Origin of the sequence: Streptomyces malaysiense, from assembly GCF_000980885.2 — a bacterium.
In the GTDB taxonomy this organism is placed as follows: Bacteria; Actinomycetota; Actinomycetes; order Streptomycetales; family Streptomycetaceae; genus Streptomyces; species Streptomyces malaysiense.
This window is the reverse complement of sequence record NZ_LBDA02000057.1, coordinates 95318-121156: the sequence shown is the minus strand read 5'-3', so window position 1 is coordinate 121156 and position 25839 is coordinate 95318. Positions and strand designations below refer to the sequence as shown.

General features: G+C 71.6%; 26 protein-coding genes. 10 read left to right on the top strand and 16 right to left on the bottom strand.

The window, feature by feature from the left end; translation table 11 throughout:
- Positions 1-62: 62 nt before the first annotated feature.
- The 3 genes from VT52_RS25125 to VT52_RS25115 all read right to left on the bottom strand — a co-directional run bounded on the left by VT52_RS25125 (position 63) and on the right by VT52_RS25115 (position 1443).
- Positions 63-866, bottom strand: coding sequence for an ATP-grasp domain-containing protein (locus VT52_RS25125; RefSeq protein WP_053055710.1), 804 nt, complete (start codon positions 864-866; stop codon positions 63-65).
- A 143-nt stretch (positions 867-1009) separates the two neighbouring features.
- A complete protein-coding gene (locus VT52_RS25120; protein WP_046427477.1) occupies positions 1010-1267 on the bottom strand; it encodes a DUF397 domain-containing protein in 258 nt (85 codons plus the stop codon).
- Positions 1264-1443, bottom strand: coding sequence for a DUF397 domain-containing protein (locus tag VT52_RS25115; RefSeq protein WP_046427479.1), 180 nt, complete (start codon positions 1441-1443; stop codon positions 1264-1266). Before VT52_RS25115 ends, VT52_RS25120 begins: the two co-directional genes overlap by 4 nt.
- A 234-nt stretch (positions 1444-1677) precedes the next feature.
- Here VT52_RS25115 and VT52_RS25110 point away from each other — a divergent pair, with 234 nt between their 5' ends.
- Positions 1678-2133, top strand: a complete 456-nt coding sequence (locus VT52_RS25110; RefSeq protein WP_046427481.1) for an NUDIX domain-containing protein — start codon at positions 1678-1680, stop codon at positions 2131-2133.
- A gap of 41 nt (positions 2134-2174) precedes the next feature.
- Entirely contained in the window at positions 2175-3101 is a 927-nt protein-coding gene (locus VT52_RS25105; protein WP_046427483.1) for a hypothetical protein, read from the top strand.
- A 112-nt stretch (positions 3102-3213) separates the two neighbouring features.
- Here the strand turns inward: VT52_RS25105 and VT52_RS25100 are convergent, their stop codons facing one another.
- A complete protein-coding gene (locus VT52_RS25100) occupies positions 3214-3975 on the bottom strand; it encodes a G1 family glutamic endopeptidase (RefSeq protein ID WP_046428971.1) in 762 nt (253 codons plus the stop codon).
- A gap of 207 nt (positions 3976-4182) precedes the next feature.
- Positions 4183-6108 carry an AMP-dependent synthetase/ligase gene (locus VT52_RS25095; protein WP_046428968.1) on the bottom strand — a complete coding sequence of 642 codons (1926 nt, stop codon included), beginning with the start codon at positions 6106-6108 and terminating at the stop codon, positions 4183-4185.
- 260 nt (positions 6109-6368) lie between these two features.
- Here VT52_RS25095 and VT52_RS25090 point away from each other — a divergent pair, with 260 nt between their 5' ends.
- From VT52_RS25090 to VT52_RS25080, 3 genes are all read left to right on the top strand, one after another.
- Positions 6369-7205 (top strand): MaoC family dehydratase, encoded by an 837-nt coding sequence (locus tag VT52_RS25090; RefSeq protein WP_071387657.1) that lies wholly within the window; start codon positions 6369-6371, stop codon positions 7203-7205.
- Positions 7206-7278: 73 nt separating this feature from the next.
- Complete coding sequence (gene lgt, locus VT52_RS25085) at positions 7279-8130, top strand: prolipoprotein diacylglyceryl transferase (protein WP_053055416.1); 852 nt, start codon at positions 7279-7281, stop codon at positions 8128-8130.
- Between the two features lie 94 nt (positions 8131-8224).
- Entirely contained in the window at positions 8225-8845 is a 621-nt protein-coding gene (locus VT52_RS25080; RefSeq protein WP_046417315.1) for a DinB family protein, read from the top strand.
- A gap of 285 nt (positions 8846-9130) precedes the next feature.
- Here the strand turns inward: VT52_RS25080 and VT52_RS25075 are convergent, their stop codons facing one another.
- The 8 genes from VT52_RS25075 to VT52_RS25040 all read right to left on the bottom strand — a co-directional run bounded on the left by VT52_RS25075 (position 9131) and on the right by VT52_RS25040 (position 16060).
- A complete protein-coding gene (locus VT52_RS25075) occupies positions 9131-9778 on the bottom strand; it encodes a TetR/AcrR family transcriptional regulator (RefSeq protein ID WP_046417186.1) in 648 nt (215 codons plus the stop codon).
- 89 nt (positions 9779-9867) lie between these two features.
- Entirely contained in the window at positions 9868-10167 is a 300-nt protein-coding gene (locus tag VT52_RS25070) for a DUF4229 domain-containing protein (protein WP_046417187.1), read from the bottom strand.
- Positions 10168-10260: 93 nt separating this feature from the next.
- Complete coding sequence (locus tag VT52_RS25065; RefSeq protein ID WP_046417188.1) at positions 10261-10785, bottom strand: GNAT family N-acetyltransferase; 525 nt, start codon at positions 10783-10785, stop codon at positions 10261-10263.
- A 365-nt stretch (positions 10786-11150) separates the two neighbouring features.
- Entirely contained in the window at positions 11151-12314 is a 1164-nt protein-coding gene (mqnE, locus tag VT52_RS25060) for an aminofutalosine synthase MqnE (protein ID WP_046417189.1), read from the bottom strand.
- A 38-nt stretch (positions 12315-12352) separates the two neighbouring features.
- The gene (locus VT52_RS25055) at positions 12353-12808 is read right to left on the bottom strand and encodes an Lrp/AsnC family transcriptional regulator (protein ID WP_046417190.1); all 456 of its coding nucleotides are present in this window, start codon (positions 12806-12808) and stop codon (positions 12353-12355) included.
- A 74-nt stretch (positions 12809-12882) separates the two neighbouring features.
- Positions 12883-13533 carry a UbiX family flavin prenyltransferase gene (locus tag VT52_RS25050; RefSeq protein ID WP_046417192.1) on the bottom strand — a complete coding sequence of 217 codons (651 nt, stop codon included), beginning with the start codon at positions 13531-13533 and terminating at the stop codon, positions 12883-12885.
- A 96-nt stretch (positions 13534-13629) separates the two neighbouring features.
- On the bottom strand, positions 13630-14529 hold the full coding sequence (mqnP, locus tag VT52_RS25045) for a menaquinone biosynthesis prenyltransferase MqnP (RefSeq protein WP_046417194.1): 900 nt from the start codon (positions 14527-14529) through the stop codon (positions 13630-13632).
- Positions 14530-14608: 79 nt separating this feature from the next.
- A complete protein-coding gene (locus VT52_RS25040) occupies positions 14609-16060 on the bottom strand; it encodes a menaquinone biosynthesis decarboxylase (protein ID WP_046417195.1) in 1452 nt (483 codons plus the stop codon).
- Between the two features lie 263 nt (positions 16061-16323).
- Here VT52_RS25040 and VT52_RS25035 point away from each other — a divergent pair, with 263 nt between their 5' ends.
- The 5 genes from VT52_RS25035 to VT52_RS25015 all read left to right on the top strand — a co-directional run bounded on the left by VT52_RS25035 (position 16324) and on the right by VT52_RS25015 (position 22581).
- Positions 16324-16908, top strand: coding sequence for a DUF6232 family protein (locus VT52_RS25035; protein ID WP_046417196.1), 585 nt, complete (start codon positions 16324-16326; stop codon positions 16906-16908).
- A complete protein-coding gene (locus tag VT52_RS25030) occupies positions 16905-17255 on the top strand; it encodes a hypothetical protein (RefSeq protein ID WP_046417198.1) in 351 nt (116 codons plus the stop codon). The genes VT52_RS25035 and VT52_RS25030 overlap by 4 nt, the downstream gene beginning before the upstream one ends.
- 155 nt (positions 17256-17410) lie before the next feature.
- Positions 17411-18817 (top strand): condensation domain-containing protein, encoded by a 1407-nt coding sequence (locus VT52_RS25025; RefSeq protein WP_046417200.1) that lies wholly within the window; start codon positions 17411-17413, stop codon positions 18815-18817.
- 105 nt (positions 18818-18922) lie between these two features.
- Positions 18923-21007: a hypothetical protein gene (locus VT52_RS25020; RefSeq protein WP_107481434.1), complete on the top strand. Its 2085-nt coding sequence runs from the start codon at positions 18923-18925 to the stop codon at positions 21005-21007.
- Entirely contained in the window at positions 21007-22581 is a 1575-nt protein-coding gene (locus VT52_RS25015) for an ABC transporter substrate-binding protein (RefSeq protein WP_046417202.1), read from the top strand. The genes VT52_RS25020 and VT52_RS25015 overlap by 1 nt, the downstream gene beginning before the upstream one ends.
- A gap of 20 nt (positions 22582-22601) precedes the next feature.
- Here VT52_RS25015 and VT52_RS25010 read toward each other — a convergent pair whose 3' ends face one another.
- Genes VT52_RS25010 through resB form a run of 3 tightly spaced genes read right to left on the bottom strand, consistent with a single transcriptional unit; the run spans position 22602 to position 25838 of the window.
- Positions 22602-23012, bottom strand: a complete 411-nt coding sequence (locus VT52_RS25010) for an SRPBCC family protein (protein WP_046417203.1) — start codon at positions 23010-23012, stop codon at positions 22602-22604.
- 25 nt (positions 23013-23037) lie between these two features.
- Entirely contained in the window at positions 23038-24135 is a 1098-nt protein-coding gene (ccsB, locus tag VT52_RS25005) for a c-type cytochrome biogenesis protein CcsB (protein ID WP_046417205.1), read from the bottom strand.
- A complete protein-coding gene (gene resB / locus VT52_RS25000) occupies positions 24132-25838 on the bottom strand; it encodes a cytochrome c biogenesis protein ResB (RefSeq protein WP_046417206.1) in 1707 nt (568 codons plus the stop codon). Before resB ends, ccsB begins: the two co-directional genes overlap by 4 nt.
- Position 25839: the final 1 nt, after the last annotated feature.

Sequence of the window (25839 nt, the reverse complement as noted above, 5' to 3'; positions counted from 1 at the left end):
CGTATCAACAGTGAGGCGCCCTCGTACCGTTTCGTTACCGATCCGGTCCCCGCGGCTCCGGATCAGCTCGCCTCGCCCGCGACCAGCTCACCCAGCGAGGCCGCCCGCTGGGCCGCGGCCGCCGGTGAGTCCGCGTGCACCACGAAGTGCCCCGGACGGCGGCCGCCCCGCGCCGGCACGAACCGGACACCTGGAAGCCGCTGCTCAGGCCCCGGCGGCCGGCTCGATTCGACCGCTGCGGCGAATCGTTCCGGCCGGACGGCCTCCACGAGCTCTCCGGCCAGTACCCGTACGGCCCCGGCGGCGAGGTCGAAGCCACCCGCCAATCTGAGGAGTTCGGGGATCGGATCGTCCCCGAGCCCCGCCCGGCAGCCGGTGATCACCGGGCCCTGCCGGGTCAGGGTGACCCCGGTGTGGGCGGGCCCGTACTGGTACCCGGTCAGGTCCAGCAGGGCGGTCACCACGGCCCGTACCTCCGCCGCGGTGTCCTCCGTCAGCGGGGCCGGGGAGAGCAGGCCGTACGGCATCCGGGCCGTGATCCCCACGGTCTGGTGCATGCCGTGCACGCTCAGCGTCTCCACGGTCAGCCGGGGCGCGCCGGAGACCGCGCCGGCGTCCGGCGACAGCCGGTTGTCCCGGACCAGGCGCTGTACGGCGTCCGGGTCCGAGAGCAGCCGCAGCGCGCGTGCGGGATTGACGAACAGCCCGGCCGCCGCGGCCTCCTTGAGGAGGTGCCGCAGCGCGGACTCGTCGTGCGTGTCGGCTCGGGCCGACCGCACTTGAACACCGGCCCGGTGCGCCTCTTCGAGGAGGCGTGGATCCGGGTTCAGCAGGAAGATCCGGCTGACGTCGTTGTCTTCTTTCATACCTCTGCTCGGATGACGAAGTCGGCGAGGGTGGAAAGGCAGGCTACGAGCGGGCGTTACCGATCCGGTCCCGGACGGTTCCCCGGCAATTGGTTGCGGACAGAACGCCCCGTACGGTACCGCTCCCGTCCTCTCTCGGCCCGTCACTCGCTCACCCTCGCCTGTACTCGGGCGATTGTGAGGAAGGCTGCCCAGGCGGAGGGGTGGACAGTGAGGTGAGCGGCGGGAAGTTTCGAGTCGCGGACGCGGACGGCGACGGGGGGCCCGGCGGCACCGGCGCGCTCACCGCCCTCGGCTCCGCCGTGGCTGGACTTCGGCCAGATGCAGGAGAGTTCGACGCAGGCGGCCTCCTCCCCGCTGCTGTGACCGGATTCGAACCACGCCGGGTTCCCGGTGCTCATGCCGTCTCCGGCTTCCCCGCGACGCGGCAGGCGGCCCAGGCGGCGGGGCGGGCGAGGAGACGGAAGGCGATGGGGCGCGGGGAGTCGCCGACACGGACGGCGGTGGGCTGTCCGGCGACATCGACGCGGTCACCGCCCTCGGCTCCGCCCTGGCTGGACTTGACGTGGGTACCCATGGCTGTCCATCTACCCAGATTGGGCCCTCCCTTTCATGGCGAGCGAGGTGAACGAGTTCTCGTGCACGGGTGCCCGGCGCGGCGGGTGGGCCACGCCCGCGTCCGCGCGTCGCGCACCGGACGGACGGACCCGCCTGACGGCCCGCGCTCCCGGGCGGTGTCCCCTTCCCCGCGGCTCGGGTTGAATGAGTTCACGGCGGACGCCCCCGCGTCCGCCCTGCCGGAAGGGTGCGCATGAGACGAGTCGTCGCCCGGGTGTGGAAGTTCATCCGCGGTCCGCTGCAGTGGCGCATCATGTGGTTCACGAACGCCACATTCATGATCGGCGTCACGGGCGTGGTGCGGAACGAACAGGGGCAAGTCCCGTTGCTGAAGCACCGCATGTGGCCCGACGACCGGCCGTGGGGGCTTCCCACCGGTTACGCGGTCAGGGGCGAGGAGTTCCCGATGACCGTCGTCCGCGAGGTCCGGGAGGAGACGGGCCTCGACGTCGTCCCCGGGCGTCTGCTCCAGGTGACCAGCGGCTACCGGCTCCGCGCGGAGATCGCGTACGAGGCGCTTCACGTGGGCGGAACCCTGGAGCTCGACGGCTTCGAGATTCTGGAGGCGAAATGGTTCAGCCCGGACACGCTCCCGGAGGGGACGCAGAACTCCCACGTCCGCCTCATCAGGGCGGGAGCGCCGGGGTAGCGGGGCTCGCGCCAAACGAGAGCGTCGACGGCGCGCGGACCATGGCGGCGCTGGCGGCCCTGCGCGCCGACGTGTCACCGCTCACGGCGAAGCATCCCGCCCACGTCTTCCGGCCCCTGCCGAAGATGCTCGGCCGGTGGGAGGCCGACGGCATCGACACCGGGCCGTTCCACGCGGGGGTCGAGATCGCCGGCCGCCGGTACGCCGGCTACGGCCTCACGAAGTTACTGCCGTTCGATCGTGTACTGATCGGCTGCGAATCCTCGCGTCCCGGCGCCTTCGGCGGATTCCACCACCCGGACCAGGGCTACCAGCACCTCCGGATGGCGGCCGTCATCACGATGTACGGGCCCCTGGAGGGCCGTAGCCCCGAGCGCCCCGCACTGGCCCTTCTCGATCTCCTGCGCGCGTACGCCCACGACTGCCTGCACCACGGGTCGCGTCGCCGGTACGTGGAAGTGGCGGGTACGCCCGTCCGTACCCAGTACGGCATCGACCACCACCGCGTGAACGGCGGGCCGTACCCGGCCGCCGGCCCGCGCGGCGTGCGGATCCTCATGGAAGGCGCGTGCGACAGGGAGGCGCGCTCCGTCACCCGGCGGGTGGCGGAACACCTCGCCGTGGCACAACCCACGGACGTCCTCGGCGCGCTCGCGTACCGGGACGCGACGGGAACCCTGACGGCCGAGGACGCGGACCGTGCGGCGGCGGCGCCGGGGAGCGGGGAGCGGACGCGGTACATGACGGCGCTGGCCGACTACGAGCACGGGGTCAACCGCCGGTACGCGCGCTTCCTGGAGGAGTTCGCGCCCGGAGCGGAGGACGAGTGCCACACCCGGCTCCTCGGAGCCGTCATCAGCGGCGACGCGAGCGCGCTGCGGACGTGGCTGGACGACCGGCACGGCCCGGGAACCTTCGCCGGCCTGTTCCGCGCCCCGGCGCACGGCGAACCGGACCCCGCTCCCTGATCCGGCCTGATCCAAACGAGAGGCCCTGGAGGTGCCGTCCCGGGCGCCGGCGGGGCGGACCCGGGACGCCGTGGCGTGCCCGGGTCCGCCCCGCCGGAGCGGGAGCCGTGGCTCAGCTGTGGTCGTAGGTGACCGAGAAGTTCTCGCCGCCGCTCAGCGAGGACGTGGTCGCCTTGGTGGTGCTGCCCGAGGCCATGTTGATCTTGTCGGGCGAGTAGTTGCCGATCGCCTGGCCGTTGGCGGTGGCGTTGGTGAAGTTCGCGGTGCCGAAGTTCGACAGCGGCAGCACGCCGGAGGAGCTGGACGGCGCCTCGGCTATGACCTCGGCGGACGCGTTGGCCAGGCCGCGCTGCGTCTTCTTGGTGGTCTTCGTCCACCCCTTGGTGGTGTCCGTCAGGGTGAGCGTGTACGAGGTGCCGCTGCGGGTGATCGTCGAGGTGAAGTGGTCACCCGCGCTCACCGACTTGCTGTAGTTCACCGGGTACGCCGGGTACATCTCGTACCAGGAGGAGTAGACCGCCCGGCCGCTGGAGCAGTCCGCCTCGGTGCCCGTCTGCTCGACGGAGTTGCTGCCGTCGCCGTCGATGCCGATCCAGAACGACGAGTACGTGGTCTTGCTGGTGCAGCTGACCGCCGGCTGCACCCAGCTCGCGGAGACGCTGGTGAACGTCGTACCGGTCGCGGCGTAGCCGGCCCAGTTGGAGCTGGTGCTGTTCCTGATGCCACCGACCAGGTGGTGGCTGCTGATGTGACCGCTGACCGGGGTCATACGCAGCGCCGGCGCGGCGGCGGCGGCCGCGGGGGAGGTCGCCAGTGCCGACAGGACGGCGGCGGCGACGGCTGTGGCTGCGGTGAGGCGGATCGTGGCAGACATGCTGCTCCTTCTCGCGGGACTCGCGGTGCAGACGTAACTGGCGGCCACCAGTGGGGGGAGACGTGCGCCCGTGTTTGTCAGTGTGCAGTCAAGACAGGTCCCACTGTCACCCGGCATCCGGGTTTTCACAGCAAAGCTCCTGCCAAGTACCGTCTACAAAAGGAGTGTTGAAGGAGATACCACCCGGCCCGCGAGGCCGGCGGCCGTTCACACCCCGTCGTACAGCCCCTCCACCTCTCGGCCGAAGTCCGCGAGGATCCGCGCGCGCCGCAGCTTCATGGAGGGCGTGAGGTGACCGGCCTCCTCCGTGAAGTCGAACGGGAGGACGGTGAAGCGGCGGATGGACTCGGGCCGGGAGACGAGGCGGTTGGCGTCGTCCACGGCGCGCTGCAGGACCGCCCGCAACTCCTCGTCGTCGGCGACGAGTTCGGGCGGTACGGGGTGCTTCCCGCTCATCTGCCGCCAGTGGACGATGCCCTCGGCGTCGAGGGTGAACAGGGCCGCGACGTACGGGCGGCCGTCGCCGATCAGCATCACCTGCGAGATCAGGGGATGCTGGCGCAGCCAGTTCTCCAGCGGGGCGGGGGCGACGGACTTGCCGCCGGAGGTGATGAGGAGTTCCTTCTTGCGGCCGGTGATGGTGAGGTAGCCGTCGTCGTCCAGCTCTCCCAGGTCGCCGGTGTGCAGCCAGCCGTCGCGGGTGGCGGGGACGACGCCGCCGGCCTGGGGGTCCCAGTAGCCGCGCAGCACGTGGTCGCCGCCGACGAGGATCTCCCCGTCGGCGGCGATCCGCACCCGGGTCCCGGGCAGCGGCCAGCCCACGGTGCCCAGGCGGGGCTGGAGCGGCGGCGTGACGGTGGTGGCGCCGGTGGTCTCCGTGAGGCCGTACCCCTCGTAGATCTCGATGCCCGCGCCGGCGTAGAACGCGGCCAGCCGGCGCCCGAGCGGGGACCCGCCGCAGATGACGTGCTTGACCCGGCCGCCCATCGCCGCGCGGATGCGGCGGTAGACGAGGGTGTCGTAGAACCCGCGCTGGGTCTTCAGCGCCCGGCCGGGTCCGCCGCCGGTGCCGGTCCGGAGGGCCTGGACCGCCTCGCCGTGGCGCCGGGCGACGGCGGCGGCACGGTCGAAGACGGCACCCCGGCCACCCGACTCGGCCTGCGCGCGGGCCGAGTTGAAGATCTTCTCCAGCATGTAGGGGATGGTCAGCAGGGCGGTGGGCCGGAAGGCGGCGAGATCCGGCAGCAGATCCTCGGCCTTGAGGCTGGGCGCGTGCCCGAGACGGACGCGGGCGCGGACGCAGGCGATGGCGACCATGCGCCCGAACACATGGGAGAGGGGGAGGAAGAGGAGGACGGACGGGTCGTCGTCGTGCTGCCTGAAGACGGGGTGCAGCAGTTCGATCGCGTTGTCCACCTCGGCGAAGAAGTTTCCGTGCGAGAGGGCGCAGCCCTTGGGGCGCCCGGTGGTGCCGGACGTGTAGACGAGGGTGGCGAGGGTGGCGGGCCCGAGCATGCCGCGCCGCACCCCGACCTCACCCTCCGGCACCGGCGCCCCCGCGTCGGCGAGCCGCTCCACGTGCCCCTTCTCCATGACCCACAGGTGCTTCAGTTCCGGCAGGTGCTGCAGCTCGGGCCCGAGCGCCGCGGCCTGGGCGCCGGTCTCGGTCACCAGGGCGACGGCGCCCGAGTCGTGCAGGATCCAGCGGGTCTGGAAGAGGGAGGAGGTGGGGTAGACGGGGACGGTGACGAGGCCCGCGGCCCAGGCGGCGAAGTCGAGCAGCGTCCACTCGTACGTCGTGCGCGCCATGATCGCGATCCGGTCCCCGGGCGCCAGCCCCTCCGCGATCAGCCCCTTCGCCACCGCGAGCACCTCCTCGGCGAAGCGCGCCGCGGTGATGTCCTTCCAGTGGCCGCCGGGGAGCTTCCGGCTCAGCACCACCGCGTCCGGGTCCTCGGCCGCGTTGTCGAACGGCAGGTCGGCCAGCGACCCATGGGTCACCGGCGCCGCGAAGGGCGGCACGACGGCTTCCCGCACGGCTCCGTCGAGGCGGCGCGTATGGGGCGCGACGAGCAAGGGGCGGCCGTCGTAGTCGACGGCGGAGACGGGGGAGTTGACGGGCTGGGGGGACACGAGCGGCTCCTCGGGCGTGCGGCGAGGCGTGCACCGGCGCCCGGAGCGCGCGGCGAACGAGCTGAGGTGTTACCGCCGGTCAGGCGAGTGATCGTACGGGCCCGTTGTGGGGGCTTCGTGCGGGTCCGGGAATGGTCCGGGGACGGGGCTGTGCGGAGCTGTTGCGGGACCGCCGGCGCCTCCGGCACTGGCCCACCTCGACTTACCTGCGGTAACTTTACCGCTGGGTAACGAATTTGCTCCCGTCTTCGGAGGGTTCGATGTCGACCGTCCTCGACAAGTCACCCGCGCTGGGGCGGGAGTTGCTGGCCGGCGCGGTGCGCTCGCTGCGGAAGCATCCGTCGGCCGGGGCGCCGTACCCGGACACCCGGCTGGTGCTGCGGGGGGTGCGCCCGGACGCGGCCCGCCTGGCGAGGTACGCCCGCCTGTGCGCCTTCCCCGCCCCCTCCGGCCACCTCCCCCTCCCCTACCTCCATGTCCTCGCGTTCCCCCTGACCGTGCGGCTGCTCGGCGCCCGGGACTTCCCGCTCCCGCTGCCGGGCCTGGTGCACACCTCGGTCGAACTCGTCGGTCACGCGCCGCTGCCCGTGCCGGAGCCGTACGAGCTGGCGGTGCGCGTATCGGGGCTGGCCCCGCACCGGCGCGGTACGGAGGCGACGGTGGTGACGCAGGCGCGGCTGTCCGGGCAGCCGGTGTGGGAGTCCCGCAGCACGTACCTCTCCCGGCACCGGACGCCGGAGGGCGCCGCACCCGCCCCTCCCCCGGCACCGACGGCCCCCCTCCCGCCCCTCGCTTCGTGGGATCTGCCGGGCGGCCTGGGCCGCGCCTACGCCGCCGCCTCGGGCGACCGCAACCCCATCCACCTCACCCGCCTCACCGCCCGCCTCTTCGGCTTCCCCCGCGCCATCGCCCACGGCATGTGGACGGCGGCGCGCTGCCTGGCCCAGTACGGGGACGTGCCCGCGGTGCGGGTGGAGTTCCGGGCGCCGGTGCCACTGCCGGGAGTGGTGCGGTACGGCGCGGAGGGCGACCGGTTCGAGCTGCGGGGCGGGGACGGCAGGGTGCATGTGTCGGGGAGGGTGGGCGGGGTGCCGTAGGCCGCCGGGCTCCGCGGCGCTCCGCAGGGCACTGCCGGACTCGGCGTGAGAGGAGCCACGTACCCTCGTCCCCATGCTGCTAGCCGCCATCCCCTCCCCCTCGGTGAACGGTTTCCACCTGGGGCCCCTGTACATCCACTTCTACGGCCTGATGTACGTCGTGGGCATCGGCCTCGCCGTCTACCTGGGCCGGCGCCGCTGGCAGGCCGCGGGCGGGGACCCCACGCTGGTGGACGACGTCGCGGTGTGGGGCGTGCCGTTCGGCATCCTCGGCGGCCGGATCTACTTCGACCTGACCACGCCGAAGGGCATCCCCCCGCACTGGTGGGGCCCGGTGGCGGTGTGGGACGGCGGCCTGGGCATCTGGGGCGGCGTCGCCCTGGCCACGGCGGTCTGCGTGTGGCGGCTGCGCCGGGCGGGCGTCTCGGTCGCCGGGATGATGGACGCGCTGGCCCCCTGCCTGCTGATCGCGCAGGCCATCGGCCGCATCGGCAACTACTTCAACCAGGAGCTGTTCGGTGGCCCGACCAGCCTCCCCTGGGGCCTGGAGATCGACCCCGCCCACCGCCCCGCGAACTACCTCCAGAACGCAACCTTCCACCCCACCTTCCTCTACGAACTGATCTGGAACCTCCTCCTGGCCGCCCTCCTGATCCGCCTGGGCCACAGCGGCCGGATCCGCTCGGGCGGCCTGTTCCCCCTCTACGTCGCCGGCTACTCCGCGTTCCGCGTCTTCGAGGAGTCCCTGCGCGTCGACTACTCCCAGTACTTCCTGGGCCTGCGCCTCAACTTCTACATCGCGTCCCTGGTGGCGCTGGCCGGCCTGGCCTGGTTCGTCCTGCTGCAACGCCGCGCCCCGCACACCCCGGAACCGACCACCCCTGCCAGCACACCCGCCGAACCGGTGGGCGAGCCTCGTCACTGACGGGGTGACCGTCGTCGACCGCGGCCGCGCCTGTCGTCGCGGACCGCGTACGGGATCTTGAGACCATGAGCAGCCCATGGCAGGCTCGTGCCGCATGATCGACGAGTTCGCGAAAGACAACCTGCACAAGAGGCTGCGGCGAGACCGTCAGACGCTGCTCTGGAAGCTCGACGGTCTGTCCGAATACGACGCGCGCCGGCCTCTGACAGCGACCGGGACCAACCTCCTCGGCCTGGTCAAACACGTCGCCACGGTCGAGGCCAGGTACTTCGGCGAGGTCTTCGATCGCCCTTCTCCGGAACCTGTGTGCCGGTGGCAGGACTCCGACGGCAGCGATCAATGGGCGGCCGAGGACGAGACCCGCGATCAGATCACCGGGTTCTACCGGCGCACATGGGAACACTCGGACGCGACGATCAATGAGCTTGCCCTCGACGCTGCCGGCCACGTGCCTTGGTGGTCGGAGCCTTACCCGAACACGAACCTGTTCGCCGTCATGGTCCACGTCCTCAGCGAGACCGTCCGGCATGCCGGCCACGCCGACATCCTGCGCGAGGGCGTCGACGGCCGGACCGGGTTGCGCGCCGAGAACGAGCAGCCGATCGACGAGGAAGCCCGTGCAGCCTGCTTCGCGAAGATCGAGCAGGCCGCCAGGACGGCCGCACCGACCAGGGCTCGGAAGGCCGTCCCACGACGTGATGTCCGGCCGGCATGATGCCGGTCGCGAGCGCCGGGCCATCGAACGGGCGTTCTTCGTCGTATCGGCCGGCCCCGTCCCGGAGCTCTCGGCAAGCAGGCTGCCTCAATGATCGGCATCGGGTCCTGCCCGCAGTGGGCTCGTTCCCGTGACCACTCGCCCGTGACGACGGCAAGCGGACGGTGACAGTTCAAGAGCCGGAACTCCTGTCGGCCCTGGGACAGTCGGGCACACGGTTCTTCACGAGGGCGAAGGAACTGCTCCCCGAGAACGCTCCCGGATACGACGACGCCTTGACGCGCCTCAAGCGCCGACCGGCTCGGTCCACTGTTCGCCGGACATCAGGTCGCCCAGGCCGGACCAGGCGAAGTTCATCAGGGTGGTGGCGGCCTGGACGGCGGTGGCGGCCGGGATGGTGTTGGTCCAGTCGGCCAGGGACTCGGCGGCGCCGATCAGAGCGACGGCGAGACCCTCGGTCTCCCGGGCGGGGAGGTCGCGGGAGTGCGGGGACTCCCGGGCGGCGGTCGCGATGAGGCGGGTGACGAAGGCGGTCATCTCCGCGCGCACGGCGTCGGCCTCCGCGGCGAACCGGGGGCCGTGGGTGCGGGCCTGGAGGTGGAGGACGGTCCAGCCGTCGGGGTGCTCTGCGGTGTAGGTGAAGAACGCCAGCACGCCGGCCCAGAGCCGGCGGTCGGCGGGCAGGGCGGAGCGGACCGCCGCGCGCACGGCCCGGGTCAGGGCGGCGGCCTCACGGCGGATGCACGCGGTGAAGAGGTCGTCCTTGGAGTTGAGGTAGAGGTAGACCAACGGCTTGGAGACGCCCGCCAGTTCGGCTATCTCGTCCATCGACGCGGCCGCGTAACCGTGCCGGGCGATGATCTGCACGGCGGCGTCGAGCATCTGCCGCTCGCGCTCCGCCCTCGGCATCCGTCTGGTCCTGCCGCCACCCATGGGGGCAAGACTAGAGGGACACCGGGGCCGATATCCGACGTTTGGCGATCTTGACGTCCCGGTGGCCGGCGGCCGGTGGCGGGTGCCGCCTACGAGGGCTGGCTCTGCGCCCGCGCGGTGTCGTCGGCGGTGTCCTCCTGGCTGCGGTTCGCCTCCAGGTTCGCCTTCATCCGGTCGACCCGGCCGACGACGTGCATCGAGGCCCGGTCCCGCTCCTTGCGCAGCGCCACCCAGCTGATCGGCGCCGAGACGACCAGGGCGAGCAGCAGGATCCACAGGCCGTTGGAGTCGCCGAAGCCGCGCGGGAAGATGCCGGAGTAGACGGCTCCCCAGACGACCAAGAGGCAGCCCGCGAAGATTCCGAGGCGCATCAGCGTGTAGCGGAGCATCTCAATCCACTCGTCCGATTCCAAAAGGGGTCATCGTCCAGTGAAGCATGCCTTGCGGGCGATCACGCAGCGGGGTACGCGGGGCCGGGACGGTCAGCCGAGGGGCAGCAGCATGAAGATCTCGTCGCGGTCGTCGCCGGGGGCGACGCGGACGGCGCCGGGGACGCGGCCCACCTCCTTGTAGCCGCAGGAGCCGTAGAACCGCTCCAGGCCGTGGCCGCCCCGGCAGGAGAGCCGGATCGCCTCGATGCCGGCCGTCGCGCGGGCCGCGTCCTCGGCGGCCGCGAGCAGCTCGCGGCCGTAGCCCTTGCCCTGGTGGCGGGGGTGGACCATCACGGAGTACAGCGACAGCCAGTGGGCGTTCAGGTGCTGCGGGTTCCCGGCGAGGAACGCGGCGGCCGCGGTCGTACCGCCCTCGTCCTGGCCGACGAGGAGCCGGGTACGGCCCTCCGCCATGTGCACGAAGTGACGCACCAGCTGGGGCCGTATCTGCTCACGGCGGACCGGCGGCACGAATCCGACGGCACCGCCCGCGTTCGACACGTCCGCCCAGAGGTCGAGGAGGCCGTCGCGCAGGGCGGGGGTGATGGGGGGCTCCAGCGTGAAAGTAAGGGTCACCGGCGCATCGTATCCATTACACGAGAGGCCGTCCGGTGATTTTCGGAGCAGGCGTCCGGGGCCGCCGCGGGTGTCCCGCGCGGCAGGCCGGTGCCGCCCCCAGGATGGCTCGGTGGGCCCCGCGTTCCAGGGGACCGGTCCGCGTGGACTCGTGAAGTGCTACCGCGTGGAAGACGGCGCCCGGCCGGCGGCCGGGTGGTCCCGGCCGGGCTGTTCACCCCGGAGGTGCACGGCTCCCCGCTCATAGGGTCCGACGGCGCCCCCGGCCGACCGGGACGGCCGGGGCGTCGTCAGACCGGGACGGCCGGGGCGTCGTCAGACCGGGACGGCCGGGGCGTCGTCAGACCGGGACGGCCGGGGCGTCGTCAGAGACGCATCGGCTGCGGGGCGTCCCGGCGGGACGGGTCGGCCGCGTCGTACTCGCGGATGATCTCGTACCGCGTGTTGCGCTCCACGGGACGGAAGCCGGCGTCGCGGATGAGGTCCAGGAGGTCCTCACGGGTCAGCTTGTTCGGCGTGCCGTAGTTGTCCGCGTCGTGGGTGATCTTGTACTCGACGACCGAGCCGTCCATGTCGTCCGCGCCGTGCTGGAGGGCCAGCTGCGCGGTCTGGACGCCGTGCATGACCCAGAAGACCTTCACGTGCGGCACGTTGTCGAACAGCAGGCGGGAGACCGCGAAGGTCTTCAGGGCCTCCGCGCCGGTCGCCATCGTCGTCCGCGCCTGGAGCCGGTTGCGGACCTTGCCGTCCTTCATGTCCACGAAGTCGTGCTGGTAGCGCAGCGGGATGAAGACCTGGAAGCCGCCGGTCTCGTCCTGCAGCTCACGCAGGCGCAGGACGTGGTCCACCCGGTGGCGCGGCTCCTCGATGTGGCCGTACAGCATCGTGGCCGGGGTCTTCAGACCCTTCTCGTGGGCCAGGCGGTGGATCCGGGACCAGTCCTCCCAGTGCGTCCGGTGGTCCACGATGTGCCGGCGGACCTCCCAGTCGAAGATCTCCGCGCCGCCGCCGGTCAGGGACTCCAGCCCCGCGTCGATCAGCTCGTCCAGGATCTCGGACGCCGTGAGACCGGAGATCGTCTCGAAGTGGTGGATCTCCGTCGCCGTGAACGCCTTGAGGGACACGTTCGGGAGGGCGGCCTTCAGCTCGCGCAAGGACCGGGGGTAGTACCGCCACGGCAGGCTCGGGTGCAGCCCGTTGACGATGTGCAGCTCGGTGAGGTTCTCCGTCTCCATCGCCTTCGCGAGCTTGACGGCCTCCTCGATGCGCATCGTGTACGCGTCCTTCTCCCCCGGCTTGCGCTGGAAGGAGCAGTACGCGCAGGAGGCCGTGCACACGTTCGTCATGTTCAGGTGCCGGTTGACGTTGAAGTGCACGACGTCGCCGTTCTTGCGCGTCCGCACCTCGTGCGCCAGACCACCGAGCCAGGCCAGGTCGTCCGACTCGTACAGCGCGATGCCGTCCTCGCGGGTCAGCCGCTCACCGGAGCGGACCTTCTCCTCCAGCTCGCGCTTGAGCCCGACGTCCATGCCAACACCTTTCTACGACAGCTCGGCCTACGGTATCCCTAGACCTCCTCGGGCAGTTCCCCGACCCGGTTCTCCCACTTCGTGGACAGCACGATGGTGGTACGGGTCCGCGACACGCCCTTGGTCCCGCTGAGCCGGCGGATGATCCGCTCCAGGCCGTCCACGTCGGCCGCGCGCGCCTTGAGCATGAAGGAGTCGTCGCCGGCGATGAACCAGCAGTCCTCGATCTCCTCGAGGTCCCGCAGCCGCTGCGCCACGTCCTCGTGGTCGGCCGCGTCGGAGAGCGAGATGCCGATCAGGGCGGTGACGCCGAGACCGAGGGAGGCCGAGTCGACCGTCGCGCGGTAACCGGTGATGACGCCGGCCGCCTCCAGCCGGTTGATGCGGTCGGTGACGCTGGGTCCCGAGAGTCCGACCAGGCGCCCCAGCTCCGCGTAGGAGGCCCGGCCGTTCTCCCTGAGGGCCTGGATGAGCTGCCTGTCCACCGCGTCCATGCGATCGAAGCCTTCCGCTGAAGAGTTCCGGAGTGATGAAAGGTAAAGCACCTGCCCGGCGGCGGCCGACCCGGTCACGGCTGGGCCACGCCGCCGCCCAGTTCGCCCCGCCAGCGCCGGTACAGCCCGTGCTCGACGCCCGCCGCGTCCAGCACCCGCCCGGCGACGAAGTCCACCAGGTCCTGGATGTGCGTGGCGCCCGCGTAGAAGGCGGGCGAGGCGGGCACGACCGAGGCGCCGGCGTCGTCCAGGGCGACGAGGTGCCGCAGGGTCTGGCCGTTCAGCGGGGTCTCCCGTACGGCGACGACGAGCGTGCGGCGTTCCTTCAGTGTGACGCTCGCCGTGCGCTGGAGCAGATCCTTGGACAGGCCCAGCGCGACCCCCGCCACGCAGGCCGTGGAGGCGGGCACGATCAGCATGCCCTTCGCCGGGTACGACCCCGAGGACGGGCCCGCCGCGAGATCGCCGGCGTTCCAGTACCGCACCCCGCTGATGTCCGCCTCGAAGGCCCCGGGCTTGCCGTCGGCCCCGCGCGCCAGCCATTCCCGCAGGTCGTCCTGCCAGTGGGCGTCGCGGAACGAGATCCCCGTCTCGTCCAGCAGCGTAAGCCGGGAGGCCCTGCTGACCACCAGGTCGACGGCCTCGCCCGCCGCCAGCAGCCCCCGCAGCACAGCAGCCGCGTACGGCGTCCCGGAAGCACCGGACACCCCCACGATCCAAGGCACGCGCCGCTTTTCTCCTGCGTTCACACCTTGAGCGTACCGGCGTGCCCACCCGGGCTCAGGCCGGGTGGGGGCAAGAAGCGGGCCGGCGCCCCGGGTTCAGACGGTCAGGCCCCGGACCAGCAGGTCCAGCAGGGCACACACGAAAAGGGCGATCCCGATGAAACCGTTGACGCTGAAGAAGGCCCGGTCGAGCCGGGACAGGTCGTGCGGGCGCACGATCCGGTGCTCGTAGAGGAACGCGCCCGCCACGATGACCAGGCCGAACCAGAAGAAGGCGCCGGCGTGGGTGGCGAGGGCGTACCAGACGAACAGCGCGGTGGTGATCGTGTGGCAGGCTCGGGCGCCCCGGATCGCGGCCGGGATGCCGAAGCGGGCCGGGACCGACTTCACGCCGATGGCGCGGTCGGTCTCCACGTCCTGGCAGGCGTAGATCAGGTCGAAGCCACCGATCCAGATGCCGACGGCGAGGCCGAGGATCACCGCGTCCCAGGACCAGCTGCCGGAGATCGCGAGCCAGCCGCCGATGGGGCCCATGGCCTGGGCGATACCCAGGATGGCCTGCGGGAAGTTCGTGAACCGCTTCCCGTAGGGGTAGACCACCATCGGGATCACCGCGACCGGCGCGAGCGCCAGGCAGAGCGGGTTCAGGAGCGCCGCCGCGCCCAGGAAGACCACCAGTGCGACGAGCGCGCCGGTCCAGGCGTGCCGGACCGACATCGCGCCGGTCACCAGCTCGCGGTGGGCCGTCCGCGGGTTACGGGCGTCGATCTCCCGGTCGATGATCCGGTTCACGGCCATCGCGAAGGTGCGCAGGCCCACCATGCAGACGGTGACCAGCAGCAGCCGGGCCCAGTGGATGTTCTTGTCCAGCGTGTACATCGCGGTCAGCGAGGCGATGTAGGCGAAGGGGAGCGCGAAGACCGAGTGCTCGATCATCACCAGGCGCAGGAAGGCCTTCGTGCGTCCCGGCTGCGGGATCGTGGCGGCCGTGCTCACAGGCCGTACTCCGGATCACCCCCGCGGAGGCGGGGAAACCCCGTCTCCGCGCTGCCCTGCACCATCATGTCCGCCCCTCTCACAGTCCGTATTCCTTCCAACGCCGAGTCACCCGTTCGGCCGTATCCGGGTCCGACAGGACCATCTCCGGCCACCCGCCGTCACGCGTGTAGCCCTCCTCCGGCCATTTCCGGGTGGCGTCGATCCCGGCCTTGCCGCCCCAGAACTGCTGGTAGGAGGCGTGGTCCAGGTGATCGACCGGGCCCTCCACGACCGTGAGGTCACGGGCGTAGTCGGTGTTGCCGAGGGCGCGCCAGGCGACCTCGTGCAGATCGTGGACGTCGCAGTCGGCGTCCACGACCACGATCAGCTTGGTGAGGGACATCATGTGCGCCCCCCAGACGGCGTGCATGACCTTCTGCGCGTGCTTCGGGTACTTCTTGTCGATCGAGACGATCGCGCAGTTGTGGAAACCGCCGGCCTCGGGCAGGTGGTAGTCCACGATGTCCGGGACGATGATCTTCAGCAGCGGCAGGAAGAAGCGCTCCGTGGCGCGGCCGAGCGGACCGTCCTCCGTCGGCGGGCGGCCGACCACGATCGACTGGAGCAGCGGCCGCTTCCGCATCGTCACGCAGTCGATCTTCAGCGCGGGGAACGGCTCCTGCGGCGTGTAGAAGCCGGTGTGGTCGCCGAAGGGGCCCTCGGGCAGCATCTCGCCCGGCTCCAGCCAGCCCTCCAGGACGACCTCGGCGTTGGCCGGGACCTGGAGCGGGACGGTCTTGCAGTCGACCATCTCGATCCGCTTGCCCGCGATGAACCCGGCGAACAGGTACTCGTCGATGTCGCCGGGCAGCGGGGCGGTGGAGGCGTAGGTGACCGCCGGGGGGCAGCCGAAGGCGATGGCGACGGGCAGCCGCTCGCCCCGGCGCGCGGCCACCTGGTAGTGGTTGCGGCTGTCCTTGTGGATCTGCCAGTGCATGCCGATGGTGCGCTTGTCGTGGCGCTGGAGGCGGTACAGGCCGAGGTTGCGGACGCCGCTCTCCGGGTCCTTGGTGTGGGTCAGGCCCAGGTTGAAGAAGGAGCCGCCGTCCTCGGGCCAGGTGAAGAGCGCGGGGAGCCGGTCGAGGTCGACGTCGTCGCCGTGCAGGACGACCTCCTGGACGGGCGCGTCCTTGATCTTCCGCGGCGGGACGTGCGCCATCGCGCCCAGCTTGCCGAACGCCTCGCGCACGCCGACGAAGCCGTGCGGCAGCTCGGGGCGCAGCAGCCCGCCGATCTTGTCGGAGATGTCGTCGTACGACTTCAGGCCGAGGGACTTCAGCAGGCGGCGGTCGGTGCCGAAGACGTTCATGGCCAGCGGCATCGCCGAGCCCTTGACGTTCTCGAAGAGGAGCGCGGGACCGCCGGCCTTCTGCACCCGGTCGACGATCTCCCCGATCTCCAGGTAGGGGTCGACCTCGGCCTTGATGCGCTTGAGGTCTCCCTCGCGCTCCAGGGCCCGCAGCAGGGAGCGAAGATCGTCGTAAGCCATGCGTCCCAGTATCCGCCACGGTCCACCCGGCCCCCGTCACCGGGCCCGGTGACGGCCGGTTCCGGTGTGCTTAACCACTTGCGAGTGCCGCGCGCGGGCCGGGTTAATGGTCGCCACCGAGCAGTCAGTTGCGCCCGACCTCTGGGGGACGACAGATGCAGTACGGCACGGGGCCGGAACCCCCCGCCCAGGACTTGCCACCCGCACCACCCGCACCATCCGTCCCGCCGGCCGCCGCGTCCGCCCCGACAGCGGCTCCGCCCATGCCGGACGTCCCCGCGCCGTCCCCGCACCCGGTGCCGAGGATGCTCGACCTGCGGGTCAGCAAGCAGATCCTGTGGATCGGCCGGGCCGTGTACCCGCTGGCCAACATCGCCCGCGTCTATTCCTTCGTGCTGCGCCCGAGGCGCAAGGAGGCGGTGCTGCGGTTCCTGCGGTACAGCGCCGGGACCGTCGCCATCGCGATGCTGGTGATGCTGCCCAGCCTGCCCGCGCTGACGCTGGGCGGGTCGGACGGGCAGTCGGGCGCGGCCGGTTACGTCGTCTTCGTGTGGCTCCTCGCCGTCGGCGCCGAGATCTTCTTCCTGGTCGAGATGCTCGGCGTCCTCACCGCCGGCCCGCAGCACGTCCTCGCGGTGGAGACCTCGGGCGCGTCCACCGCGCTGGTCACCAGCCCGGACCCGCGCCACCTGGACCAGCTGGTGGACCAGCTCTCGTACGCCATCGAGCACCCGGACACCGAGTTCCGGGTGACGGTGCAGGGCCTCACGGTCTCGCCGAGGAACTACTACTTCGGGGACAACGTCAACATGTACGGCGGCAGCGGAAACACGGGGATCAGCTCATGAGCGGTGACAGCTACCACTACGGCGACAACGTGACCATGCACGGCGGCACGGGCAACACCGGGATCGTCAAGAACCAGGGCGCCGCGCGGCCGGCACCGGACCCGGCACTGGTCGCGGCCCTCGCCGAACTGCGGGGCCTCGTCGCCGACCTGCGCACCCGGGTGCCCGAGTCCAGCGCCGCGCTCCTCGACGAGTCCGTGCCGGCCGCGACCGCCGGGGGCGCCGTACCCGCGCAGGAGCGGCACCGGGCGCTGATGGCCATCGCCGGGATCGCGTCGATGGTCGGCGCGGTGGGGCAGCCGGTGGCGGAGGCGGTGCGGGCGGTCATCGGGATGATCAACGGCTGATCCCGGACGTGGTCACCGTCGGTTAATCAGTCCCCCGTTCGGCCCGCCACCCGTTCCGTTGAAATGGCGGCGACGGGCATGTCTCCGTCGCCCCGCACGGCATTGCCTTGGAGGGGGTCCCTATTCAGCAGGGCCCCTTCTTCGATGGGAGACGCGTGCGAATCACTGACATCCAGCGCTGCGGGGTACGGCCGGGACGACTCGTCGAGTGGACCTTGAGCCCGGCCACCGTGGCGGCGGCGACGCGGCTGCCGGAGGACTCCCGGCCGCCGGCCTACATCCAGGAGTCGCACATCCGGACGGCCAAGTGCGTGCGGGAGGACGGGCTGTTCGTGCCGACCTGGCTCGGTACCGCCTTCGACCTGCCCGGCCGGGTCGACCTCGACGCGCTCCAAGAGGCACTGCGCGCCTGGACACTGCGGCACGAGACGCTGCGCAGCGGGTTCCGCTGGGCGGGTGAGGAGCTGCGCCGGTTCACCCTCGATCCCGCCGATGTGTCCCTGCACCGCGAGGAGGTCGGGGAGTTCGACGACGCGGACCGCCTCGTCGCGCGTCTCCAGGACCGGTTCGACACCGTCGCCGACGCCCTGCGCTGGCCGAACCTCATCTACACCGCCGTCGTGCGCGACGACTCCACCAGCGTCTACATGGCGTTCGACCACAGCAACGTGGACGCCTACTCGCTGACCCGGATCGCCGCCGAGGTGCACGAGCTGTACGACGCGGCCACGGCGGGGCGCTCCGCCGACCGCCCCGCCCCCGCGGCCAGTTACGTCGACTTCTGCGAGATCGAGCGGGCCGACGCGGACCGGCTGGAGGGCGGGCACGAGATCGTGGCCCGCTGGCGGGAGTTCATCCGGCGCGGCGGCGGCACCCTGCCGGCCTTCCCGGTGGACCTCGGCCTCACGCCCGGCGAGCCGCTCCCCCGTCAGGCGATGCTGTGCGAGCCGCTCGCGGACGCGGCGGCGGCGGCCGCCTTCGAGGCGTACTGCCGGCCCTACGGCGGGAGCCTGGTCGGGGTGCTGGCGGCGACCGCGCTCAGCGTGCAGGAGCTGGGCGGGCAGTCGGTGTACCGGACGGTCGTGCCGTTCCACACCCGGGTGCGCTCGCGCTGGACCGACTCGGTGGGCTGGTACGTGGGCGGCGCCCCCATCGAGGTGCCGCTGACGGGCACCCGGGGCTTCCCGGACGTCCTGCGGGCGGTACGGGCGGAGCTGGGCGCGGCCCGCAGGCTGGCCCGGATGCCGCTGGCCCGGGTCCTCGCGCTGCTCGGCACGGACTTCCGGCCCACCTCGCCGGACCTGTACTCGATCGTCTCGTACGTCGACACCCGCACGGTGCCCGGCGCCGACCGGTGGACGGACATGCGGGCGCACGCGCTGCTGCGGGTGTCGTACGGCGACCAGGTGTGCGTGTGGGTGAACCGGCAGCACGAGGGACTGTGGCTGGCCAGCCGCTACCCGGACACCGACGTCGCCGCGAAGAACATGCGGCTGTACGTGGAGCGGCTGCGGGACCACATCGCCTCGGCGGGCCACGGCCGCCTGTCGGCGGTGTCGTGAGCGCACAGCGGCGACGTGCGCACACATCGTTACCCAAACGGGCACCACTGGCCCTGGCACCGAGCAACTACCCCTTTCTACACTGTTGTTGAGGGGGGCGATGCTTTGCGCACACGGTTGCACGGGCGGGGGGCGCTCTTCGACGCCGATCCGGCCGGACTCGCGCCGCGCCTGGTGGGCCTGGTCCCCGGACGCCATCGCGCCCATCCCTTGGAGCACCCGGACGAGCCGCCCTTCGTGGTGCTCACCGGCGCCCGGGGGCTGGGCAAGAGCGCGGTGCTCGACGCGCTCCGGGACGCCTACCGGGGACACACCCCGGTCGCGTCGGTCGACTGTGCGGCCGCGCAGTTCACCGGGCCGCCCGCGGGCCGGCCGGCCGACTCCTGGTCGCCGTCGGCCCAGGCGCTCCTGGTGATCGCCGAGCAGCTGGCGGAGCCGGTGACCGGCGCCGGGCGGATCACCTTCCCGCGCCTGATGTCGGGCCTGGTCGCGGTGGCCGCGGGCGGCTGGGGCGACGCCGAGGCGGACCGGATCCGCCGGGAGGTCGAGCGCATCCTGCTGCTGAACGAGCGGGGCGGCAAGTTCGGCGCGTTCGCGGGCAAGTGGGCGGCCAAGGTCGCGGCGAAGGTGGTCGCGGCCGCCACCGGCGGGAATCCGTATGTCTCGGGCGCCATCGAGGCCACCCTGGAGTCCGTCGCCGAGGGGTTCACCGGCCACAAGCACCAGAAGGCGTCGGAGTGGTACCGGTCGTACCCGAACGCGGGCGGCAACGCCCAGCGCGGGCTGATCCTGCTGTCCCAGCACTTCCGGGACGGCGACGGCCCGCGCGAGCACGCGGAGCGGTACCTGGTGCGGGCGCTGCTGGCCGACCTCGGCGAGGCGTACACCGGGTTCATGGCGAAGATGCAGCGTCTGGGCCGGCCCCTGGTGCTGCTCGACAACGCGCAGACGACCCCGGGCCCGGAGCTGACGGCGGCCGTGCTGCGCGACCGCGCCGAGGGCACCGGCGACCGGGTGGTGTTCGTGGCCGCCCGGCGCGGCGAGGGCCGCGCGGAGCTGCCCAACGCCGTGCGCGGTCAGCTGGCGGAGGTCGCCCGGCGCACCGGCTGGACGCCGGACGCGGCCCCCTCCTCACGGGCGCTGCTGGTCGCGCTGCCGCCGCTGAGCGCGGACGACACCCTGCACATCGTCGGCGCCCTGTGCGCGGACACCGCCGTGCCCTCCCATCTCCCGGCCGCCGCACACCGGTTGACCGGCGGCAACCCGCTGGGCGTGGTGCTGCTCGCCGAGTCGGCCGCGCAGCATCTGCCCGAGGTGACCTCGCTGGGCGAACTGCTCACCGCGGAGTTCCGCCCGGCCGAGGACCGGCCGGGCTCGCCGGTCCACCAGGCGCTGCTGGACCGGCTGGTGCCGGCCGCGTACCTGGAGGAGCTGACCGTACTGGCCGCGGCCCACGACCACGGCTCGGCGTGCGCCCTGGCCTCGGCGCTGCTGCCGGACACGTTCGGGCCGGCGGACGTACGGGCCCTGCAGACTCTGCTCGCCGAGGAGGGACTGCCCGTCGTAACGGGCCAGTTCGTCGGCGATCCGTTCGTGCGGACGCTGTTGCTGCTGAGGCTGCATCTGCGCGACGAGGACCACGCGTCGTGGCGGACCGCGCACGAGACGCTGATCGAGCACTACGCGGAGCCGGAGCGGGCGCCGTACCGGCTCTACCACGAACTCGCCCTCGGGGACGCCGACTCGGCGGTCGCGCGGCTGCGGGACGACTTCGCCGGCGCCGACACCCGGGTGTGGCTGCGCACCCTGCGCTTCATCGCGTCCGCGCCCTACTTCCACGCGCACGACGCCGAGGGCCGCGACTTCGGCGGGCGCGGCGACCGGCGGGCCGCGGTCGCGCTCGGCGTGACGGACGCCGGGTACCCGCTGCCGGAGGGCGTGGACGCCGTACTGCACCTGCGGGTGCGGCGGTTGCTGCACGCGCTGTGGGAGCTGACGGATCCGCTGGTGCTGCCGGACCCCAAGGTGTGCGACCGGCTCCGCTTCGAGCTGGAGCAACTGTCCAATCTGCGCCCCGCGGCGGGCGCGCTGCTGTGGCGGGCCTCCCGGGACTGGCCGGCGGCCGCGCTGGCCGGCCGCCCGATCGAGGGCCCGGAGGATCCTGAGGACGACGGTCACGGGGAGGCCTGATGGCGGGGGGCATGGGGACCTGGGTACGCGAGCATGTGTGGGAGATCCCGCTGCGCCGGTATCTGTCCCTGCTGCTGGCGGCGGTCCTGGTGGCGGGCGGGGTCTTCGGGGTGCGCGCCCTGACGCACGACGACCGGCGGTGCGCGCCGGGGGTGTCGCGGCCCGCGGGCAGCGACGAGTGCGTGGGCGTGGCGACCGGGGTGTACGACTTCGGGCAGCCCCGCTTCCACCAGGTGGTGGAGGCGATCGGCCGGGAGAACAAGGGCCTGCGCGGCGGCGGTTACGTGACGGTGGCGCTGATGCTGCCGTTCACCTCCACCTCGCCGACCAATCTGAACGACATAGAGCATCAGCTCCAGGGCGCCTACCTCGCCCAGTACTCGGCCAACCACGACTCCAACGGGCAGTCCCCGCGGATCCGCCTCGTGCTCGCGAACTCGGGCACGGGCAAGGACAGCTGGCGGCCGACGGTGGACCAGCTGGAGGGGATGACCCGGAGCGCGGACCGGCTGCGGGCGGTGGCCGGCATAGGGCAGAGCACCGACCCCAACCAGGCGGCCGTCGCGGCGCTGACCGGGCACGGCATCCCGGTGATCGGCTCCTCCATCACCGCCGACGAGCTGGCCAACGGGCAGCACGGCAAGAAGCCGGACCCCTATCCCGGGCTCGCCCGGGTGGCGCCGACCAACACCGACGAGGCCCGCGCGCTGGCCTCCTACACCAAGGCCACGGCGGACAAGGCCAACGAGAACAAGGCCATGCTGGTCTACGACAAGCCGGGCGACCCGTACACGAACTCGCTCAAGGAGTCGTTCATCGCGCTGATGAACGGATCGCCGTACCAGCCCGTCCTTGAGCAGCCGTTCACCCCGCCCGCCGACCGCAGCCAGGAGGGCACCACCGCGAACACCTTCCGGCAGATCACCAACATCGTGTGCGACACCCCCCGGGACACCCGCACGATCCTGTTCGCGGGCCGGCACACCCAGCTGCGGCAGTTCGTCAACGCGCTGGGCGACCGCGGCTGCATGGACCGCTCCTTCCAGGTCCTCACCGGCGACGAGGCCTCCTACCTCACCTATGAGAAGGAGCTGGACCGTGACGCCCTGCGGCACAACCTCAGCGTGCTCTTCACCTCCCTCGCCCACCCTGACGCCTGGCTGCAAAACCCCCCGAAGACCGGCGGTGCCACGGCGGACTACCAGACCCTGCAGCGGCTGCTGAAGGCCGCCTCGCACAAGCCGGCCGGCCCGATCGGACCGGTCGCCCTGGACGACGGCCAGCTGATCATCGGCTACGACGCGCTGCAGCTGGCGGTGCACGGCATCCGCGAGGCCGTGCCGGAGGGCCGGAGCATCCCGGCCCTCGCGGACGTCGGCCTGCAGTGGCCGCAGGTCAAGGGCTCGCTGAAGGTGGCCGGGGCGAGCGGCTGGATCTGCCTGGACGAGCACGGCAACCCCTACGACAAGGCCGTGCCGATCGTGCGGCTGACCCCGCAGGGCGACTCGCAGTTCGTGCAGCTGGCCTGGCCGGAGGGGAAGCCGCCGGGGAAGGACTGCCTGCCGCCCGCCTGAGGCGTACGGGCCGGCTCCGGCTACGTCCGGGGCGCCGGACCCAGCACGACGATCAGCTGTTCGAATTTATGACGCCAGTCCATGTCCGAGGGCCCCTCACCCTGGAACTCGTGGGTGAAGCGCAGCACGCACTCCGCCGTCCCGTCCCGCTCCAGGTGGAAACGCAGCCGGCCGCCGCCCGCCAGGGTGTACTCGGCGACCCGGTCCACGTCCCAGGCCGTGACCCGGCCGGAGCCCAGGCCGCGCAGGGAGACCGCGCCGTCGAGACGGGGTTCGAGAACGCCGACGGCGGTGCACCACGCCCCGATCCCCTCGGGGGTGGCCACCGCCGGCCAGACGTCTTCCATGGGCCTCGGGAGCCGCACCAGGAAATGCAGTATGCGCGTGTTCCCGTGGCTCTGACTGGTGCCCTGCGCGATGGAACCGCTCATGACTCCAGTGTGGGCGAGCCCGCGCTCACACGCCCGCGTAGGAGTGCTTGCCCGTGACGAAGATGTTCACGCCGTAGAAGTTGAACAGCCAGCAGGCGAACGCGATCATCGCCAGGTAGGCGGCCTTGCGGCCCTTCCAGCCCGCAGTGGCGCGCGCGTGCAGGTAGCAGGCGTAGGCGACCCAGGTGATGAACGACCAGGTCTCCTTCGGGTCCCAGTTCCAGTAGCGGCCCCAGGCGTCGCCCGCCCAGATCGCCCCCGCGATGATCGTGAACGTCCACAGCGGGAAGACCGCCGCGTTGACCCGGTAGGCGAACTTGTCCAGGGAGGCCGAGGCGGGCAGCCGCTCCAGCACCGAGGTGGCGAAGGAGCCCGGCTTGATCCCGGCCTCCAGCTTGTTCTCGTACGAGTCCTTGAACAGGTACAGGATGGTGGCGACCGCGCCGACGTAGAACACCGCGCCGCAGAAGATCGCGGTGGAGACGTGGATGTACAGCCAGTACGAGTGCAGGGCCGGGACCAGCTGGTCGCTGGCCGTGTAGAGCACGGTCACGGCGAGGCCGAGGAGCAGCAGCACCGTGGTGGTCAGGAACAGGCCCAGCCAGCGCACGTTCTTCTTCAGTGCCAGCAGTACCAGGTACAGACCCACGGCCACCGTGGTGAACGTGATGCTGAACTCGTACATGTTGCCCCAGGGCGCGCGCTGCACCGAGGCCGCGCGGGCGACCACACCGGCGAGCTGCACCAGGAAGGCCAGCACTGTCAGCGAGACCGCGATCCGGCCGTACATGTCGCCCTGGACGTCGCCGCCGTGCGCACCGGGCCCGTCCGGCACGTCCCGGGCACCGGCCGCCGCGCGCACCACGACCTTCGGACGCTCCAGCACGGCGGTCCCGCCGGCCTTCTTCACGGTGACGGCGGGGCCCGCCTGCTGCCTGCTCTCGGCGGTCAGCGCGTTGGCCGTGCGGGCCACCTTGCTGCGACTGCCGAAGATCCACTCGGCGATGTAGGCGAGGAAGGCCAGGGTGTACACGGTCATCGCGGAGTAGATGAGCGTGTTGCTCATGCTCGCGAGGTGCTCGTTGGTCGCTGTGGCCAGCTCTGTTGCGGCGGCGAGAGTCACTTCTCAGCCCCTTCGGCAGGTACGACGTGAGGGTCGGGGGTGGCGGGATCGTCGGGGTCGGGTGCCCCCGGCGCCTGGTCGTAGAGGATCCCGGCGATGTCGCCAAGCTCCTCGGGCAGCTTGGCGGACTCGCTGCGGCCGAGCCCGGCCATCTCGACGACGGTCACACCGTCGGCACCGCGCACCGCCCGCACCCACACGCGGCGGCGCTGGATGAACAGGGACGCGGCCAGACCGAAGATCGCGGCGAGCGCGCCGGTCAGGGCCCAGACGCTGCCCGGCTCCTGGACGATCTCGAAGCCGGCCCACTGCTTCACGTCCTTCTCGAACGTGATGGAACCGGCGCCGTTCGGCAGCGCCATGCTGTCGCCGGGCTTGAGCAGCTTCTTCAGCAGCTGGCCCTTGCCGTCCTTGAACGCCTTCATGTGGCTCTTGTCGAGCTGGTACACGCTCTGCGGGATGCCCGCGTCCACGCCCAGGTCGCCGTGGTAGGCGTTGACCGCGAGCAGCGGGTTCAGCAGCGCCGGGAACTGCGACATCATCGTGCCGGCCTTCGGGTCGAAGGTCGGCACGAAGAACGCCTGGAAGCCGAGCTGCTCGCTCTTGCCCTGCGGGTTCTTGTAGCCGTCCATCACCTTGACGACACCGTTGGACGTGACGTTGCCGTCGAGCGGCAGCAGCGGCACCGCGTCGCGGTAGACGATCCTGCCCTTGCCGTCGCGGACGGTGACGACCGGGGCGTAGCCGTGGCTGACGAGGTAGACCTTGGAGTCGCCGATGTGCAGCGGCTCGTTCACCTTGATGGTGGTCTTCTTGCGCTTGCCGTACGCGCCGACGCTGTAGTCGATCGTGGCCTGGAAGGTGCGGGGCGTGCCGCGGTTGGGGCCGCTGCTCTCGTAGGTGCCGGTGAACTTCTTCAGGTCGAAGCTGAACGGCACCAGGTCGTCGCTCCGGAAGAGGCTGCCGGACTTCATGTCGTCGTACATCGGGAGCGCGTTGGAGAAGCCGTCGCCCTCCACCATCAGCTTGGTGCCGTCCGACTTGTACATCTGGCCCCAGGCGAAGGAGACCAGGAGCACGATCAGGGCGACGTGGAAGATCAGGTTGCCCAGTTCACGCAGGTAGCCCTTCTCGGCTGCGACCGCGTCGCCCTCGGCGTGCGCGCGGAAGCGGCGCCGCCTGAGCAGCTTGAGCGCGGCCTCGCGGACCTCCTCGGGCTCCGCCGTCGTACGCCAGGTCGTGTACGCGGGCAGCCGGGTCAGCCGCTTGGGCGCCCCCGGGGGCCGGCCGCGCAGCTGGCCGACGAACTGCCAGGCGCGCGGCACGATGCAGCCGATGAGGGAGATGAACAGCAGGATGTAGATCGCGGAGAACCACACCGAGCTGTAGACGTGGAAGAGGCCGAGCTTGTCGTAGATCGGCGCGAGCGTCTTGTGCGCCTGCTGGAAGCCGGCGACCTTGTTGATGTCGGCGCCGGACTGCGGGATGAGCGAGCCGGGGATCGCGGCCAGCGACAGCATCAGGAGCAGCAGCAGCGCGATCCGCATGGAGGTCAGCTGCCGCCAGAACCAGCGCAGCCAGCCGATCACCCCCATGGCGGGCACCGCGGAGAGCGGCTCCTCGCGCGGGGCGGTGGACAGCTGGGACCCGGCGGCGCCGAGATCCTCCTGTTCCTGGCCCTTGTCGGTTTCGGTCTTGCTCATC

Coding starts and splice junctions, on each gene's coding strand:
- VT52_RS25125 (WP_053055710.1), bottom strand. CDS start 866: ATGAAAGAAGACAACGACGTCAGCCGGATCTTCCTGCTGAACCCGGAT.
- VT52_RS25120 (WP_046427477.1), bottom strand. CDS start 1,267: ATGAGCACCGGGAACCCGGCGTGGTTCGAATCCGGTCACAGCAGCGGG.
- VT52_RS25115 (WP_046427479.1), bottom strand. CDS start 1,443: ATGGGTACCCACGTCAAGTCCAGCCAGGGCGGAGCCGAGGGCGGTGAC.
- VT52_RS25110 (WP_046427481.1), top strand. CDS start 1,678: ATGAGACGAGTCGTCGCCCGGGTGTGGAAGTTCATCCGCGGTCCGCTG.
- VT52_RS25105 (WP_046427483.1), top strand. CDS start 2,175: ATGGCGGCGCTGGCGGCCCTGCGCGCCGACGTGTCACCGCTCACGGCG.
- VT52_RS25100 (WP_046428971.1), bottom strand. CDS start 3,975: ATGTCTGCCACGATCCGCCTCACCGCAGCCACAGCCGTCGCCGCCGCC.
- VT52_RS25090 (WP_071387657.1), top strand. CDS start 6,369: ATGTCGACCGTCCTCGACAAGTCACCCGCGCTGGGGCGGGAGTTGCTG.
- lgt (WP_053055416.1), top strand. CDS start 7,279: ATGCTGCTAGCCGCCATCCCCTCCCCCTCGGTGAACGGTTTCCACCTG.
- VT52_RS25080 (WP_046417315.1), top strand. CDS start 8,225: ATGATCGACGAGTTCGCGAAAGACAACCTGCACAAGAGGCTGCGGCGA.
- VT52_RS25075 (WP_046417186.1), bottom strand. CDS start 9,778: ATGGGTGGCGGCAGGACCAGACGGATGCCGAGGGCGGAGCGCGAGCGG.
- VT52_RS25070 (WP_046417187.1), bottom strand. CDS start 10,167: ATGCTCCGCTACACGCTGATGCGCCTCGGAATCTTCGCGGGCTGCCTC.
- mqnE (WP_046417189.1), bottom strand. CDS start 12,314: ATGGACGTCGGGCTCAAGCGCGAGCTGGAGGAGAAGGTCCGCTCCGGT.
- VT52_RS25055 (WP_046417190.1), bottom strand. CDS start 12,808: ATGGACGCGGTGGACAGGCAGCTCATCCAGGCCCTCAGGGAGAACGGC.
- VT52_RS25040 (WP_046417195.1), bottom strand. CDS start 16,060: ATGGCTTACGACGATCTTCGCTCCCTGCTGCGGGCCCTGGAGCGCGAG.
- VT52_RS25035 (WP_046417196.1), top strand. CDS start 16,324: ATGCCGGACGTCCCCGCGCCGTCCCCGCACCCGGTGCCGAGGATGCTC.
- VT52_RS25030 (WP_046417198.1), top strand. CDS start 16,905: ATGAGCGGTGACAGCTACCACTACGGCGACAACGTGACCATGCACGGC.
- VT52_RS25015 (WP_046417202.1), top strand. CDS start 21,007: ATGGCGGGGGGCATGGGGACCTGGGTACGCGAGCATGTGTGGGAGATC.
- VT52_RS25010 (WP_046417203.1), bottom strand. CDS start 23,012: ATGAGCGGTTCCATCGCGCAGGGCACCAGTCAGAGCCACGGGAACACG.
- resB (WP_046417206.1), bottom strand. CDS start 25,838: ATGAGCAAGACCGAAACCGACAAGGGCCAGGAACAGGAGGATCTCGGC.